This window comes from Streptomyces sp. NPDC092296 (assembly GCF_044755465.1).
Classification (GTDB): Bacteria; Actinomycetota; Actinomycetes; order Streptomycetales; family Streptomycetaceae; genus Peterkaempfera.
In genome coordinates, this window is the sequence record NZ_JBIVRB010000016.1 from 54,653 (window position 1) to 70,919 (window position 16,267).

The window sequence follows — 16,267 nt, forward strand, 5'->3', positions numbered from 1 at the left end:
GGGCGGTGGGGTGTCAGGCGAGGCGGCTGAAGGCCCAGCGCAGCAGCTCTTGGTCGACGCGGGGGCGGCCGGTGCGTGCCAGGGCGGTGCGGGCGTGGGCGGTCAGCTGGGCCCAGGCGCGGAAGTTGCCGTGCGCGGCATGCTGGTCGGCGAAGGCGATGTCGTCGAGGTCGGCGTGGGCCCAGATCGGGTGGAACAGGGGGATGACGTCGAGGACCTCGCTGGGGGTGAGGCGGGTGAAGTGCTGCCAGATGAAGATGCGGGAGGAGAGCATCGGTTCGCGGCGCAGCACGGTGTGGCAGCCCTCGCCGCCGACGAAGACGACCGCGAAGCGGGTGGCGGGCTCGTCCCAGAGGTAGCGGAAGTACTCGAACGCCTCCCCGTTGAGCCACTGGGCCTCGTCGACCAGAAAGGTGCGGGGGCGCTCGGCCAGGGCGGTCTTGAGCAGACGGTCGAATTCGCTGGGGTGGCGGGGCGGCTCGCCGGCCAGGTCGAGCGCGGTGAACAGCTCGTAGCGCACCGCTCGGGCGGTGGGGCGGGCGCGGAAGGTGACCCGTCGTACATCCTCGCTCGGTTCGAGCTCGCGCAGGCAGGTGTTGACCGCGAGCGTCTTGCCGAAGCCGGCGCCGCCGTGGATGCACATCATGGCCCGCGCGGCAACGGTGTCGGCGATGTTCTCCCGTGCGGTGAGCAGGGCCCGGGTGGTGACCACGGAGGCATCGGGCAGGTCGACGTACTGGTAGGTGGCAGCGGTCACGTGGCGTCTCCTGCGGGTCGGGAGTCGGGCTCCGGCGCAACGTCCGCTGACGGGTCGGCTGGAGCGGAGGCGGGCGGGGCTGGCGCTGTGCTGGCCGCGAGGGCGGGCGGGGTGCGCCAGTACGCCGGAGGCGGCGCGGGCGGGATCAAGTCGGGGAGTGCCAGCCGTGCGACGTCGGTGTAGTCGGCGGCGGCGAGTTCACGATCGGCCTGGGCGGCCGTGACGGCTCCCAGCCGCTGGGCGGGCTCCGCGCTGGTGGTGGGGGCGAATCGCTGGCGGCGCAGGCGTTCGGCGGCCTTCGTGTCGGCCCGCAGGCGCCGGGCGCGCTCCGCGCGTGCCTCGCGCAGCGCCTGCAGTTGCTCGGGAGTGGCCGCGTCCGCGAGGTGCGCCGGGCCGAGGTGGCGGCCGCGGGCGTCGCAGACCTCGATCTCGTGGTCGTGGTGGGGCATGTAGCGCACGCGGACCTGGCGGCCGGTCTGGCCGGTCATCCACGCGGCGGTGTAGGTGCGGCCGCGCCAGCTCACGCCGTGGCTGGTCAGCTTCCGGGGCCGGCCGTCGTCCTCGAGGGTGAAGGCCCACAGGTCGGCGGCGGGGATGTCGGTGACAGGGGTCGGATCGGCCTGCCACGCCTCCAGCGGCGTACGGCCCGACAGGGCTTTCGGGCGGTGCGCGGTGTTCCACCAGTTCGTCCACTCCAGGACCTCTGCGGTGAAGTCCTGGAACGACAGGGCGGACAGCGCCCCCGCGGGACGTCCGCGCCGCTCCGAGCGGGGCCTGGTGGGCCCGGCGGTGTAGCCGGGCAGGGCGGCGAACAGCATCCGGTCCGCAGCCCGGTTGAGGCTTTCCACCGTGCCTTTCAGATGCGGGCTGTAGGCGGGCAAGTCCTTGACCGTCACACCCATCGCACCGAGCGCGGTGGTTACGGCGGCCGACAGGAAGTCCTTGCCCCGGTCCATCCTCACCAGCTCCGGCACTCCCCCGGCCGGGCCGTAGGGATCGTCCCGCACCACTGCGGCGCGCAAAGCAGCCAGTACCGACGCGCGGGAGGGATGGCCCGGGGTGACAGCGGTACCGGTGATGACCTTAGTGGCGGTGTCGATGAACCAGGTGATCCACGGGCGCACCAGGTCGCCGTCAGCGTCGACCAGCAGCGGGGCCTGAACGTGGTCAGTCTCCCAGGCGTAGTTGCGCCATGACGCCGGCCGCTTGCCGAACACGTCATGGGCGCGTGCTGCCTCCGGTCCGCTGGCGAGACCGGCGCGCTCCCCCTCCGTCAGATCGCGGCGCAGCGCGCGCAGGAACGTCGACAGGGACGGGACCGGATCCAGCAGCGGCACCTGCGACAGGGCTGCCCCGCCCGGCACAGCCACCAGGCCGGGCGGGACGGGCCCAGCAGCGCCGGACGTATGTGCTGGTACGCCCCCGGCCTCGGCTGCGGCGCGCTCCACGAGCTGGCGGTGGACTGCGGAGGCGTTGCCGTGCCAGTACGCCAGCAGCACCCGGATTTCCGCGGTGATCTCGAACCTGCTCGTGTGGCGGGCTCCGGGGTGCGCAGCCGCCTCCGGGCTCTGGGACGCCTCAGCCAGCCACCGCCACACCGTGCGCTCCGATGCCCCCAGGCACTCCCCCGCCAGCCGCACGTGCTGCCGCGATAGACCGCCCCGGGCCCGCAGCGCCAGCAGGCGGCGCACCGCAGGCGCCCGCAGCGCAACCAGCGACTGCTTTCCGAGCACGCCGGCCGGATCCCCCGACGGTGGCGGCCGCTGTCCTCCCGCGTCAACGCCGTGGCCGCCGTTGGTGTCCCTCGATCCGCTGTCCGTCATCATGCCGTTTCCCTCCTTGCCGAACGGGGTGAGGTTCTCTGCCGCCGGAACCGATGCGTCCCGGGCGCGTGAGAGTGGCGGTCATGAGTACGGACCGAGCCGGGCGCAGGCCTGGTCGATCGCGTCCCGATCCACACCCGCACCGGGGTCGCGGCCCCGGGCTGCACAGACATGTGAGGTGATCTTCGCCCAGGTACGGAAGTTGCCGCGGGCGGTCTGCTCATCCGCCCGCCCCAGGTCGGCCGGGTCAGCGTCCTCCCACACCGGGTGGAACAGACCCAGCGTCCGCGGTACGTCCTGCGTGTCGAGGCGGCTGACCTGGTGCCAGGTCAGAACCCGGGAACGCATCGCCGCGGCTCGGGCCAGCGCCCGCTCGCTGCCCGCCCCGCACAGCACCAGGGCAGCCGCACAGCCCGGCGAGTCCCACAGCTGCCGCAGGTAGTCCAGCACCGGCGGCGACAGACGCTGCGCGTCGTCGAGGAACAGCACACCCGGCTCAGCCAGCGCCTCAGCCAGCGCTTGGTCGGCCGGTCCGGCCCGGTGGGTCAAGGACCCCGACGGCAGTCCCAGCGCCTCGCACAACGCGGCCCGCACCTGCGGCAGCCCGGGCCTGACTCCCACCACCGCCCGCCACACCGGCACCCGGGCAGGCAGCAGATGCAGAGCCTGCTCGACCGCGACCGTATGCCCCACCGCCTCCACCACCCCGGCCACCTGCCGCGTGGACACCAGCCGCGCTCCCGGCGCGTACAGGCGCACTCCACCCGACACCCGGGTACGCGAAGCGGTCTTCACCGCGCCGGGCCGCTGTTCACCGCCCGTGCCGGACGGCATGGCATCCGGGCCGTCCACGACCGGCGGACCGTTCGCACCCTCTGCGAAGCCGAGTTCGGCCAGCGCCCGGTCGTACCGGCTCGGCTCCACCCGGCCCGACGCCGCCCGGGCGACCTGAAGCACCCGGCCCGCCCGCAATTCGTCCTTGATCGCACGGTGCAGGGTCGCCAAGGACGGCACAAACTCCGCCCCCCAGTGCTCCAGGACGCCCTCGTCCTGCGCCCGGAGCATCCTTCGGCGCAGTTCGGCGACGTTCCCGCCCGCCTGGGTCAGCACCTCCCACAAGGCGTCCCCCACCACGAACCCGCCCTGCCGTGGCCGCGCCTCCAGCCGCCCCTCGCGTCCCTCGGCCAGCCACCGCCATACCGTCCGCTCCGTCACGCCCGCCAAACCGGCCGCGATCCGCACGTGCAACGACGACAGACCGCCCTCACCCCGGTCCACCACGAGCAGCCGCCGCACCACCACAGCCCGCGCCACCCGCCCGGCCTCCGCCGAACCAGGCGGACCCGGCGCCGTCTCCCCCACCGGGGTTCCCGAACCCATCACAAGGCCAACCCCACCGCCCCGGCCACCCCCTCCACACGAAGACCGGCAAACCCAACACAGCCGGGCCGCGATCTGCTAGCCGCACCGTGTCAGCCACCCGGTCACCCCATGACAGCAGCGGTCTCCCACCCGCGACCGCCGACCACCCGGCTAACCGCAGACAGCTGTCGAAGGTGGCTGCTGTGCAACGCCAAATCCTTTGCTGGCCGCCCGTATTGTGTGGTGAAGTGCCCCATGGGCTCCCGCACGAAGCGACGCGAAGCGCGCAACAAGAGACATCGCCGTTCCGTGCCGGAGACGCTGGTGCTCGATCCGCACGCGCAGGTCATAGCGGATTCCTTGACCACCATGACCACGCTCATGGCCTCCTTCACTGGCGACGACCCTGCATCTGAGGCTGACGCGGCCTTCGCCACGGCGATCGAGGAGTTCGTCGTGGAGGTGCGGCGTTTCGACGCGATGCGGCTTATCGAGGTGGCTCGTCAGCGATTCTTGCCGATGGCCCGCGAGGGCGAGATACCTGTCACTGCGGAAGCGGGCACGGTCTACGTCGAACTGCTGGCGCTGATTGCTCTGACCGCCCGGCAGGAGGCAGGGACGACGGTCGGGCCCGAAGCCGGATTTCAGGAGATGAGCCACTTCGTCTCCAGCGCGAAGGAAGAGCTGAGCAAGGTCCTCCACCTTGCTCAGCTGCGTTCATTCGCGCGTGCTGACCCGAACGACAAGTTCGCCATGGTGTCTTTGTTCATTCGGGGCGCCGAAGTATGGATGCGCAATCCGTCATATCCGGAAATGGTAGAGGAAACCAATCTGGCGCTCCTTGACGGCGTTGAGAGCGTCCGCGCAGCCCTGCAGGCGCAACTGGGCTTCGACGCCGCGGATGCAATTGCCGTCCTCAACGTCTGCCACGACCTGCAGCAGGACAGACTGAACGACCGCATTGAGGCGATGGGCAATGCGGTCCTGGACGCGATGGCGGCGGAGGACGAAGGCCGGGCGGACAGGCAACTGACGGAGCAGGCCATGCTCAGCGTCACGTCGATGTTCGAGCCATCTGCCGAGCAGGCCACTGTCACGATCGACGACATCGTTGCGCATACGAGCCTGCCGGAAGAATGTGTCCGGGCCGTTGTCGAGCGGTTCCGCCTGGACCTGGGGACGGACAGTCCGATAGATGTCGTCGAGGCGTTCACCAGCGGAAGGAACCCGCTGCGAACACGGCCACTCATCGTGGGCGCAGACGGGCGTCTGATGCTGCCGCACGCGGCGTTGAACGTGTTCGCTGTGCGGGAGAACCTCGAGGAACACCTGAAGAAGACAGCTCCGGTGTGGAGCCAGTACGCCAAGCATCGCGGAGACCTTCTCGAATCCCGCACACACGCCGCGCTGGAGCGTGTCCTTCCCGGCGCTCGTTTCCGGGACGGATTGGAGTACTACCTACCCGCGAGCGATGATGAAGCTGAGGCCGCCGACCCCTCGAAGTACACCAAACGGGCCGAGGGCGACCACCTCATCGTCCTCGACGATGTCGCCATCATCGTGGAGGACAAGGCCGTCGCTTTGAGCGCCCTATCCCGCGGGGGCAAGGCGGCACGGATCCGTACCGACCTGACCGGCATCATCACCAAAGCAGCCGACCAGGCCGGGCGCATGCGCGACGCCATCGAGCGGGACGGCGGCCTCCGCACCAAGAACGAGGGATGGATCGACCTCAGCCAAATCCGTGAGATCCACACCATCGCCGTCAGTCTCGATGACCTATCAACGGTCCTGACTGCCACCGCCGAGCTGGTGCGGGCCGGCCTGCTGGCCGAGGGCAACATTCCATGGACGGTATCTCTGCACGATCTCGAGCTGATCACCGAACTGGTGGCACGTCCGGCCGAGTTCCTGCTGTACCTGCGTCGCCGCCGCAACCCCGACGTCACCGTGATGTTCCACGCGCCCGACGAAATGGATCTGTTCCTGTACTTCTTCGAGGCAGGCCTTTGGGTGGAACCCGACCCGGTGCAGGTGCGTGCGGCGTTCCCCTTCCTGCCCGAGCCGGCCACAGCCGAACTGCGCCGCTACCGAACAACAAGTCCTGCGTTCCTGACCAGCCGAACCGATGCGCTGGACCAGTGGTTCCACACCCAAGACCGCGACGGCGCGCGCTCAGCACTGGCGCCCAAGCCGGCGATGGTGCCATCACCGCTCGCGCCACTGGTCGACGAGTTGCAGTCCCGCAATGTCACTGGATGGCTGAGCATCGGCGCCACGCTGCTGTCTGGGGCAACCGACGTGCAGCACAAATTCGCCCGCCACGGCAGCGAACTCCTCGACAGTCCGAGGCCCAAGGGCCGTAGCCTGACCGTGCCGCTCACGGCCAGCGTCGACCCGGCAGAGGGCTGGCTGTTCGTGTGGGCCACCCATCCGGCTGGTGCCGACCCCGACGAGACGGACAGGAGACTCCGCGACTACCTCCGGGCCAAGAAGCACCAGCTCGGTCTGCCGCGAGGCGTCGCCTTCCTCTACGACCAACCAACCCGCAAGCTCCTCGACATCTGCTACGACGGGCACACCGGGCCTCTTGATGCTGCACTGACGGCCAGCTTGTCGTCCTTGCGGCCGCCCTCAGAGCTCCATCGCTCGATCCACCCGAACCCCAAGCGGTCGCAGAGCGGCACGAAGAACGCAACACGGCACAAGCGGAAGCGATAGGAACAGCCCTCGCCAGAAGCCCCTCCGGCGACACCAACGCCGCCGATCATGGGCCTACGTCACATCTCGACGCACTGCGGCGTCGGTGAGCAGCCGGATCCGTAGGACAGGCTCGTGCGCCTTCTGCGGCCCTCGGCTTCGTCCACGAGCGCCTGGAAAGATCTCCGTCGCGGTATGCCGACAACATCGGCCTACGACAAACCCCCGACAGGAACAGCCACCCCCACGACAGCGAACCTGCCCCACCCCAGCTGTTCAACGGCAGCCATCTGGTCACCTCATGGCAGCAGACCAGCGCACGTCCACAGCGCATGACCAGGCAATCAACAACCGAACACCGCTGACGCACAACCCCTGCCACTAACACGCCCACTCACAACGCCACGGCGCTCGCGCACGACCCGCAGCCGCGGCCCTACCGCCGCCAGCGTCTGGGCCACGTCGTCACCTGCCACCGCCCCCGTTCCTTCCCGCCCTGCCGCTTCACCGCCCTGTCCCGCAACCTTGCCAGAACGGCAACGCTGGTCGCGCCCAGTGGCCACCGCGCCGCATGATCGACGGGTTCCCGCTGGCCGCCCGCGTACCGAGGAGAATCCCCCCATGCGATCCGAGCCGACCGCCGCACTCCGCCACCGCACCGTCGAGGCCCCTGCCGGGCGCCTGCACCTGGTAGAGCAGGGCACCGGCCCGCTGGTCCTGCTCGTGCACGGCTTCCCCGAGTCCTGGTACTCCTGGCGCCGCCAACTCCCGGCCCTCGCCGCGGCCGGGTACCGGGCAGCGGCGATCGACGTACGCGGCTACGGCCGCTCCTCCAGGCCCGCCGCGACCGACGCCTACCGAATGCTCGACCTGGCGGAGGACAACGCCGCCGTCGTGCGCGCCCTCGGCGAGGAGAGCGCGGTGGTCGTCGGCCACGACTGGGGCTCCAGCATCGCCGCCGCCTCCGCCCTGCTCCACCCCGAAGTCTTCCGCGCGGTCGGCCTGCTGAGCGTCCCCTACGCGCCGCCCGGCGGCCCCCGCCCCACCGACGTCTTCGGCCGGATCGGCGGCCCCGAGCAGGAGTTCTACGTCTCCTACTTCCAGGAGCCCGGCCGCGCCGAGGCGGAGATCGAGCCCGACGTCCGGAGCTGGCTCGCAGGCTTCTACGCGGCCCTGTCCGCCGACACCATGCCCGCCGAGGGCGAACCCGACCCGCACTTCGTCTCCCCGGGCTGCCGGCTGCGCGACCGATTCCCCGACGGCCCGCGCCCGGCCTGGTTGAGCGAGAAGGACCTCGACGTCTACGCCGGGGAGTTCGAGCGCACCGGCCTGACCGGCGCCCTCAACCGCTACCGCAACATGGACCGCGACTGGGAAGACCTCGCCCCGCACCGCGGAGCCCCGATCAAGCAGCCGTCCCTGTTCATCGGCGGCGCCCTGGACGCCTCCACCACCTGGATGTCCGACGCCATCGACGCCTACCCCGCCACCCTCCCCCGCCTGTCGGCCTCCCACCTCCTGGAAGGCTGCGGCCACTGGATCCAGCAGGAACGCCCCGACGAGGTCAACAGCCTGCTGACCGACTGGCTCGCCACGATCCAGCGCTGAACCAGGCGGGCTACCCGGGCGGCCTGGCGGTGCGTTTCGGGTGGGCCGCGCCGAAGTAGCGCATGCCGGTCCGCCCGGTGATGCCGAACCGCCGCACCGCACCCACTCCACCGCGCCAGTGACCCGGCTCCCTCGACCGCGGGCAGGTCCGCGACGAGCGGCTGCTGGAGGCCGGCGGGCGTCACGGGCGGGACCGCAGGACCGTCCGGGAGCGGGGGCCGGGCGTGGTCAGGCCGCGGCGAGCTCGGCCCGGCCGAACAGGAGCGCGCAGCCGCGGGGCAGGTAGGCCAGGATGCGGTCGGTGAGCCGCTCGCCGGCGAGGTCCGCGAGGGCGGCCGGCACGCAGGAGGTGTCCCAGCGGGCGACGGCCAGGGCGGCGTCGAGGGCGTGCGCGACGGTCTCCACGAAGGCGGGGGCGGCGACGGGTTCGGGCAGGGGGAGCCGGGAGGCGAAGGTGGTCCGGGCCCGGTCGGGCAGGACGGCGGCCAGCGCGCGGCGCTCCCCGCCGGTGAGCTGGGAGCCGAGGACGGCCAGGACCGTGTCCAGGACGCCTTCGGCTTCCTCATCACTGGTGTGGCGGCCCAGATGGCGGACCTGCCGCAGGAGGCGGCGTGTCATGACGGTGGCCTTTCCGGGGCGCCGGCCGCGCTGGGGCGGCCGGCGCTGGGGTGGGTTCAGGGCCGCCGGCCGGGCTCGGGACGGCCGCAGAGGAGGTCGCAGCCGGGAGGAAGCCGGAGCAGGACGCGCCCGGTGAGGTCGCCGCCGGCGGCGTCGGCAGCGGTGGACAGGACGGCACCGATGTCCCCCAGGGCGGTGGCCACGGTGGCGCCCTCGATCCACACGGCGGCGGCGCGCACGAACCGTTCGCGGCTCAGCGCTCGGCGGCCCGAAGCGGGCTGAGCAGGACCAGGGCGAGCGTCTCGGGCAGCCGGGCCGCGAGCTCGGCGCGCACATCGCCGGCCAGGTGGGCGCCGAGCAGGGCCAGGACCACGCGGGCGGCCCGCTCGGCCTCTTGACGGGCGCCGTACTCCCCGCGTTCTCGGACCGCGTCCAAGAACGCCTCCCACCGAAGCGTCATCGCAGCTCACCCCCTCCGCGTCCGGGGCTGCCCGCCGCCCTCGCCACGCCGGCCAGGACTCGCCGGCCAGGCTCCGGTACGGGCCGGCGAGCCCCAGCAGCCGGACCACGCGGCGGCCGGCGCCGCGCAGAACGAGCCACCGGCACCGCCGGCCGGCCTGGTTGCGGGCCGCGACCAGGGCGCGCAGGCCCGCACGGACCGTGAACGTCACCTCCGGCAGGTCGAGCACGGCCTCGCGGCGCCCCTGAGCGCGTCGACCAGGGCGCGCCGCGGCGCGGTGGCGGGGCCGGTGCCGCCGCCCGCCGGCACCACGGCGGCTGGAGGGCTCCGGCGACGCATGGCGCCTCCCGCTGCCTGTCGGCCCGCTCCGCGCCCGGCCCGGTGCACGGGGCCGGCGTGAGGGCGCTCCGCGCCGCCCCCGGGGGGGACGAGGCGGCGCGGAACGGCTGGGGGCGCTCAGGCGCGGATCTGCTTGCGGTCGCCGCTGTGGCGGATCGCGGTCTTGCGGGGCTTGGCCTTCTCCGCGACCGGGATCTTCAGCGTGAGCACGCCGGCGTCGTAGCCGGCGCTGATCCCTCGGGGTCGAAGGTGCCGGAGAGCACGACCCGGCGGGAGAAGACCCCGAGCGGGCGCCCGGACAGCTCCCACTTCACGCCCTCGCCCTCGTGGCGGGGACGGCGCCCGGCCCTGGCGGTCAGCACGTTCCGCTCGACGTCGATGCCGAGCGCACCCGGGTCCACCCCGGGCAGGTCGAAGCAGATCACGTACCCGTCGCCGGTCCGGCAGGCGTCCAGCGGCATCGGGGCCGGACGCGACCGGGTACCGGTGCCGCCGAGGAACTGCTGGGTCAGACGGTCCAGCTCGCGGAACGGGTCAGTGCGCATCAGCACCGCGAAACACCTCCAGTACTTGACGGGTGCCAGCGCGCTTCGTCTGAAACCGTTCTCACATGTCATCCACCCGATGACAACCGGCCCCGCCGCCCGGAGAGTGACCTTGATGCGCGAGACACCCGCCCCGCCCCCGAACAGCACACCCGCGCCCACCGACCCGGCCTCCTTCCTCGCCGCCGCCGCGGCACCGGCCGCCATGGACGACGCCGTCCGCACCGCCCGGACCCCGGCACCCACCCGTCCGGCGGCCCCCGAGACGGCACCCGGACCCGAACCCGCCCTCGCCGCCCCGGCACTGCTGCGCAAACTGCGCACCGAACTCGCCGGCTGGGAAGCCGGCCTCGTGGAGTGCGCCCGCGCCACCGGCGCCACCTGGGCCGACCTCGCCCAGCCCACGGGCGTCGCCGGCCGCCAGGCCGCCGAGAACCGCTACCCGCGCCCGCGCCCAGCCCCCAGCACGCCCGAGAAGGAGGCGGCCCCAACCGGTGCCGAGCGGGTCAAGGCCGTGCGCGACCGCCGCACCGCGGAGCGCACCGTCACCGCCTGGGCCCGCACCAACGCCGCCGACCCGCGCCACCTCGCCGCCCAAGTCAGCGCCCTCACCGCCCAAGTCAGCGCCCTCACCGCCCAAGTCAGCGCCCTCACCGACCTGGCACCCGAAGCCCAACCGGTCCGGAACGCCGTACACACCGCCCTCGGAACCGCTGACGCCGCCGCTCTCATCACGCCCCTGGCGCAGATGCGCCCCCACCCCGCCGCCGACCACCCGGACCTGGCCACCCGCCTCGACGACCTCGCCCGACACACCGACCAGCTCCGCCATGACAGCAACCGCCGACGCGCCTGACCCCACCCCCGACCAGGATCGCAGGCGCCACACCCAGAACCAGCTCGCCCATGCTCCAGGGTGTCTGCGGCCACGTCACACACCCCGTCCAGCGGCACCCCCACCGCGCAGGCAAGCGACTCGGGCCGGGCAAGAACACCACCGACCGGGACGCGACCAGACCTCAGTTCCGGCACGACGACCGCCGCGCCAGGCGACGGGTGGGGCGTTGTCGCAGCCGCGCATCCTCGCCCGTCCGCTCCTGTAGCCCGGCAGGCGGCGGTTCCCCCGCCCAACCGCAGGAACGAGCCGGGCATGGACGAGGGCCAGGAGCAGGCCGGCCCGGTCCACGCGGCACACGCCCGGGAACTCACCGAGCAGCTGCGCACCGCGATCGAGGACGCCCCTGCGGCCGTCCGCTCACGCGGGCCACGGCACATGCACTCGTCCACCAGGACGAGCCGCCGTACCTGGCCAGCCACCACCAAGCGCGGAGCGGTCCGAAGCGCCCAGACCGCCGTACCTGACCAGCCACCACCGAGCGCGGAGCGGTCCGAAGCGCCCAGACCGCCGTACCTGGCCAGCCACCACCGAGCGCGGAGCGGTCCGAAGCGCCCAGACCGCAGGCGCTGGGCGCGCTCCAGCCGGCCCGGCACACCGAGGGCCATGTCGCCACCCCGCTGCCGGCCGCCTCCAACCGGGCTGCCCACATCACCGAAGGCCCTGCCTATCGGAGGCGGGCCAGCAGGTGGGCGTCGAGGAAGCCCCGCTCGGAGGCCGGGTCGTGGAGCAGCCGGGCGAACGTGACGAGCCCGGCCCCGGCCAGCAGCCCGGCGAACCGGTCCGCCGGCCAGCTGTAGGCGGGCGCCACCTTGTGGTCGAAGCGGACCGGCTCCGGCCCGTCGGCCGCGAAGAACGAAGCCAGGAGCAGGCCCCCTGGTGCCAGGACGCGCGCCTGCTCGGCGAGCAGCGCGGGTAGTTCCCCGGGCGGGGTGTGGATCACCGAGTAGTGGGCCGGCACGCCGCCGAGCGCGCCGTCCTCGACGGGCAGGGCCTCCATCCGCGCCTCGTCGAACCGCAGCCCCGGATGGGCCCGCCGGGCATGGCCGACCATGGCCGGGGAGAGGTCGAGCCCGAAGGCGTCCAGCCCCAGGTCGTGCAGCATGGCCGTCAGATGTCCGGGCCCGCAGCCGACGCCGGCCGCCCGCGGGTTCCCCGTCCCGCGCACCAGCTCGGCGAAGGTGCCGACCATCGCCCGCGCGAACGGCCGCGTCTCCAGCCGACCAGCGAACATCGACGCGTACAGCTCGACGATCCCGTCGTAGGCCGCCCTGGTCTCATCCTGGTACTCCACCACGGGAAGGAAGCCAACACCCCCCGTTCGCAGCTGCTCCGCGGCCCCGCGCCGAATCCCGCGCCGAATCCCGCGCCCGCCCTCGCGGACGCTCTCGACTGCCAAGAAGGACACCACCCGGCTCCGCGACGAGACCGGTGGGACCTGCCGCTACGCCGCCGGCGACCGCAGTCGGCCACCAGCCGGCCGGACTCCACGGAGAACCGGCGAGAGCTGATGAGGCGACCACAGCAGTCTCGACCCCCTACTCCCGGCCGGGGACGGCCTGGATGGGAGTGTCATGAACGAGGTGTGTTCCTCCCCTGAAGGAGTCACCTGATGAGTACGACGACGGATCACCTGATCGAGGCGGTGGGCGGCGTGCCGCCTGCCCGGGTCGGCGAGGGCGTCGAAGGTGCCGACGCGAAGTCGATGCCGCTGTCGCCGGACGGCCTGTCCCGCGAGCTGCTTGAGGAGTTGTCCGCGTTGGCGGCCGAGAAGGTCGCCTGCGGAGGACCGCGGCTGACGGGCGAGGGTGGGACCCTGCCCGAGCCGGCCCCGCACCTGATGCAGGCCGCGCTGGAAGCCGAGATGGACCGGCACCCGGCCACCGGGGCAGGCCCGGTGGACGGGCACGGGTCACACTCGGGCGGCAACATGCGCAACGGCTACCGCAGCAAGAAGGCGACGACCCAGGCCGGCCCGGTGACGGTCCAGGCCCCCCGCGATCGGCCGGGCACTTTCAGCCCGCGGCCGCCGCACCGCTACGCCCGCCGCACCGGTGCACCGGACGAGCTGGTGCTGTCCCTCACCGCGAAGGGCCTCACCTCGGGCGCGATCGTCGCGCACCCGGCCGAGGTCTACAGGATGACGACCACGAAGAAGACCGTCCCCACGACCACCGACAAGGCCCTGGAGCCGATGGCGGAACGGCGCACCCACCCCCCGGACCCGGTCTGCCCGGTAATCTTCATCGACGCCGCGCACGTCCGCACCCGCGACGGGCACGAGGCCAACCGGCCCATCCACGTGGCCGTCGCGGTCACCGCCGACGGCCACCGCGAGATCCTCGGCCTGCGGGCCGGAGCCGGCGGAGAGGGCGCCAAGCACCGGCGGACCGTGCCGACCGAGATCCGCAACCGGGGTGTGAAGGACATCCTGATACTGGGCTGCGACGGTCTGACAGCCCTGCCCGGGGCGGTCAACGCCATCCGGCCCCAGACAGTGGTCCAGACCCGCATCGTCCACTTGATCAGGAACAGCCTGCGTCACACCTCCCGCCGGGACTGGGCCGAGGTCGCCCGCGACCCCAAACCCGTCCACACCCCCGTCAACGAGGACCAGGCACGCCAGCACCCGACCGAGCTCGGCGAGAAGCGGAACCCACGCCACCCCTCGACCACCGGCACCCGGGAGCGGGCCTGGAACGAGTTCACGCCCTTCCCCGGACTGCCGGACGCCATCCGCCAGGCCGTCCACACCACCAACGCCACCGAGAGCCCGAACACCCGCTACCGGCGGCCGGCCCAAGCCCGCCGACCCTTCCCGAACGAGACCCCCGCCCTCAAACGCCTCCACCCGGCCACCCACGCCCTCGACCCCACCGGCCGCGGCCGCCAGCGCTGGAACAACCGCTGGAAGTCCGCCCCGAACGACTTCGACCTGCTCTTCGACGGCCGCCTCACCGCCGGACGAGTACAGGCCGATCAGCCCACCGAAGAACCCACAGGCCAACCAGACGAATCACACCTAATTCCCGACAGACCCCGGCTCACGCGCGATACACAAAAGAAGATCCACACCAAGCACCAGGCCGCTCCCGACTACCAGCCACACCTATCCCACCCTGACTTTACCCACGAGTAGTGCCGCCAGTCGTACACAGGCCTGAGCCCTGCCCCGGCCCGAAGCCGGCAAAACCACGCATCGCCGCGTTTGAAGCCGACCATGACACCGCCCCGCCCCACACACCCACCGGCAGCCCCCACCCACAACAGCGACCCAGGAGCAACACCGCTCCACCGCCCCACACCGCTGGAACGGTGCTCTCTGCTGGTCATGAACCCATACGGAGAAGCAGAGACACCCCGCGGCTTCCACAACCCAGGACCCGCGCCACACGAACCCGACCCCTCCCCCCACACCATCAAAACGGACCGCACCAACGCAAACGCCACCACCATGACCAGCCCCCCACCGACCGCGACAACCAGCCCCCGAAACCCACCCCACCCCACCCCACCCCAGCTCCAGGCCCACCACACACCCACCCCAGCGCCCAACCAGCAGGACAGCAAGCTGACCGGAGACGGGGGCTGGCGCAGGAGTACCGCGTCCCCTGCGCCGACCTCGTCCGACCGGCTGCCGTTCACACCGGATCGCCGACACGGCCCGCATCCCGTGCGAGCTCGCGCCGGAAGCATCACCGGGTCGTGAGGAGCTACATCCTGCGGATTGTGCTGGACCTGCCAAGTCCCTATGCTCGATTCGGCCGACGGCCGGCCCCAGCCGCACCCCGTCACCGGGCAAGCCATTCCAGAGCACCCGCACCGCCACGACCGTCCCTCGCGCGCCGTCGTGACCACTCGTCCACCTGGGAGAAGCCACCATGACACGGATGCCCAGCCGTCCCCGTCTCGCGCTGTCCGCCGGAGTCCTCGCCACCGCCGTCGTGACCGGCGCACCGTGCGCCTGGGCGGGCGGCGTGGTCGACCCGGCACCGATCGGACCGGGCCAGTACTTCACCGGCCTCGTCAACGGAAGCGGCTCCGGCGCCGTGATCCAGATGGCCTGCTTCGGCCCGCTCGTGGTCGGCCAGACCGGCCATCCGCTGGCCGGCCAGACCGTGACGGTGCTTCCCGCCAGCGCGAGCAGCAGCAGCAAGGACGTGGGCTACACCGGCAGCGCCAACGCAGTCGACGTCGTCTTCGGAGTCTCCGCGTCGTCCCTTCCGCTCACGCTGCGCACCTACGCCGTGAGGGCGGCCATCCCGACCTCGCTGACACTGCCCTGCTACGGCACCGGCACCGTGGCGTTCGTCCCGAACCCGAGCAGCCCCACGGCGCTGCCCGCCTACGTCACCGTCACGTACGCCAGCCAGCCCTGACCCGTAGCCGCGGCGGCGCGCGCGGGTGCCGTGCCGCCGGTCGGCAGGGGCTGGACCGCTCGCCCGACCGCGACGGCGCCCCACGCCGCCCGGTACCGGCTCGGTCAGCCGGTGGCGGCGTCGAACCCCTAGACCTTCCGGTCCCAGCTGTCGACCCCTGGCGGCCGGGAGAGGACCCCGGCGCCGGTGGTGTAGCCCCGCTTCCTGGTGGCCGTCGCGAGGGCGTGCTCGCGGGGGGGGTGGCTGCGTGGCTTTCAAGCGAGAGCACTTGTCGGCGGGTTTTGAGAGCGGACGATGGCCTGGCACCGGGAAATCGAGATCTGGCAGACCAGCGCGTCGGCAGGCTTCCTGGACGTAGCCGTGGCCGAGGAAGTCGATCGAGCGGTCATCCGATGGCTCTGCGGGAGCTCTCATCCGCAAAGCCTGATCGGCAGGGCATGATCGCGAACATGACCGAACCCGAACTGGGCCTGCTCTCACGACTGTGGGAAGAGCACATACGCGCGCCGTTCCCATCACACCTTCGCGGTCGAGAGATCGAGGGTGAAGACATGGCGTTGCTGGACGCGGGCATCGCCGGCTGTGTCTCCTCGTCGCTGTCGGGGCCCCTTGATGAGAGGCGCCACAAAATCCTGCTCGTGTGCCTCCCGGCCGTTGAGAAGGTCCTGCCGTCGATCGATGATGAGGGCGGCGCGATCGATTACTACGAGCGCTTGCGGGAGATGGCCGCGATGGCAGTCGAAATCGGGAACGCCGACACCGGGTAGCGCCAAGTGGTGCG

11 protein-coding genes and 2 pseudogenes are annotated in these 16,267 nt (G+C 72.1%); 6 read left to right on the forward strand and 7 right to left on the reverse strand.

Going from position 1 to position 16,267, the window contains the following annotated elements; all coding sequences use genetic code 11:
- Nucleotides 1-13 precede the first annotated feature (13 nt).
- The 3 genes from ACIQGZ_RS25380 to ACIQGZ_RS25390 form a co-directional block, all read right to left on the reverse strand.
- Nucleotides 14-757, reverse strand: coding sequence for an ATP-binding protein (locus tag ACIQGZ_RS25380; protein ID WP_111489403.1), 744 nt, complete (start codon nt 755-757; stop codon nt 14-16).
- Complete coding sequence (locus ACIQGZ_RS25385; RefSeq protein WP_402606033.1) at nt 754-2,448, reverse strand: Mu transposase C-terminal domain-containing protein; 1,695 nt, start codon at nt 2,446-2,448, stop codon at nt 754-756. Before ACIQGZ_RS25385 ends, ACIQGZ_RS25380 begins: the two co-directional genes overlap by 4 nt.
- Before the next feature lie 213 nt (nt 2,449-2,661).
- Entirely contained in the window at nt 2,662-3,882 is a 1,221-nt protein-coding gene (locus ACIQGZ_RS25390; protein WP_402605850.1) for an AAA family ATPase, read from the reverse strand.
- 369 nt (nt 3,883-4,251) lie between these two features.
- On the opposite strand from ACIQGZ_RS25390, the gene ACIQGZ_RS25395 reads away from it, so the two are divergent.
- Together ACIQGZ_RS25395 and ACIQGZ_RS25400 are read left to right on the forward strand one after the other, a co-directional pair.
- Nucleotides 4,252-6,663, forward strand: a complete 2,412-nt coding sequence (locus ACIQGZ_RS25395) for a preprotein translocase subunit SecA (RefSeq protein WP_402605853.1) — start codon at nt 4,252-4,254, stop codon at nt 6,661-6,663.
- Nucleotides 6,664-7,263: 600 nt separating this feature from the next.
- A complete protein-coding gene (locus ACIQGZ_RS25400) occupies nt 7,264-8,250 on the forward strand; it encodes an alpha/beta hydrolase (protein ID WP_402605855.1) in 987 nt (328 codons plus the stop codon).
- A gap of 228 nt (nt 8,251-8,478) precedes the next feature.
- Here the strand turns inward: ACIQGZ_RS25400 and ACIQGZ_RS25405 are convergent, their stop codons facing one another.
- The 3 genes and pseudogenes from ACIQGZ_RS25405 to ACIQGZ_RS25415 all read right to left on the reverse strand — a co-directional run bounded on the left by ACIQGZ_RS25405 (nt 8,479) and on the right by ACIQGZ_RS25415 (nt 10,218).
- The gene (locus ACIQGZ_RS25405) at nt 8,479-8,868 is read right to left on the reverse strand and encodes a DUF2267 domain-containing protein (RefSeq protein WP_402605858.1); all 390 of its coding nucleotides are present in this window, start codon (nt 8,866-8,868) and stop codon (nt 8,479-8,481) included.
- Between the two features lie 56 nt (nt 8,869-8,924).
- A pseudogene (locus ACIQGZ_RS25410) lies at nt 8,925-9,328 on the reverse strand (DUF2267 domain-containing protein).
- A gap of 456 nt (nt 9,329-9,784) precedes the next feature.
- Nucleotides 9,785-10,218: pseudogene (locus ACIQGZ_RS25415) on the reverse strand (Hsp20/alpha crystallin family protein).
- 109 nt (nt 10,219-10,327) lie between these two features.
- On the opposite strand from ACIQGZ_RS25415, the gene ACIQGZ_RS25420 reads away from it, so the two are divergent.
- Nucleotides 10,328-11,068, forward strand: coding sequence for a hypothetical protein (locus ACIQGZ_RS25420; protein WP_402605861.1), 741 nt, complete (start codon nt 10,328-10,330; stop codon nt 11,066-11,068).
- 706 nt (nt 11,069-11,774) lie between these two features.
- On the opposite strand, the gene ACIQGZ_RS25425 is transcribed toward ACIQGZ_RS25420, so the two are convergent.
- Nucleotides 11,775-12,404, reverse strand: coding sequence for a class I SAM-dependent methyltransferase (locus ACIQGZ_RS25425; protein WP_402605864.1), 630 nt, complete (start codon nt 12,402-12,404; stop codon nt 11,775-11,777).
- A 315-nt stretch (nt 12,405-12,719) separates the two neighbouring features.
- Here ACIQGZ_RS25425 and ACIQGZ_RS25430 point away from each other — a divergent pair, with 315 nt between their 5' ends.
- The 3 genes from ACIQGZ_RS25430 (at nt 12,720) to ACIQGZ_RS25440 (ending at nt 16,253) form a co-directional block, all read left to right on the forward strand.
- Entirely contained in the window at nt 12,720-14,246 is a 1,527-nt protein-coding gene (locus ACIQGZ_RS25430; protein ID WP_402605867.1) for an IS256 family transposase, read from the forward strand.
- A gap of 751 nt (nt 14,247-14,997) precedes the next feature.
- Nucleotides 14,998-15,486: a hypothetical protein gene (locus tag ACIQGZ_RS25435; protein ID WP_402605869.1), complete on the forward strand. Its 489-nt coding sequence runs from the start codon at nt 14,998-15,000 to the stop codon at nt 15,484-15,486.
- Nucleotides 15,487-15,935: 449 nt separating this feature from the next.
- Nucleotides 15,936-16,253, forward strand: coding sequence for a hypothetical protein (locus tag ACIQGZ_RS25440; protein WP_402605872.1), 318 nt, complete (start codon nt 15,936-15,938; stop codon nt 16,251-16,253).
- Nucleotides 16,254-16,267 lie beyond the last annotated feature (14 nt).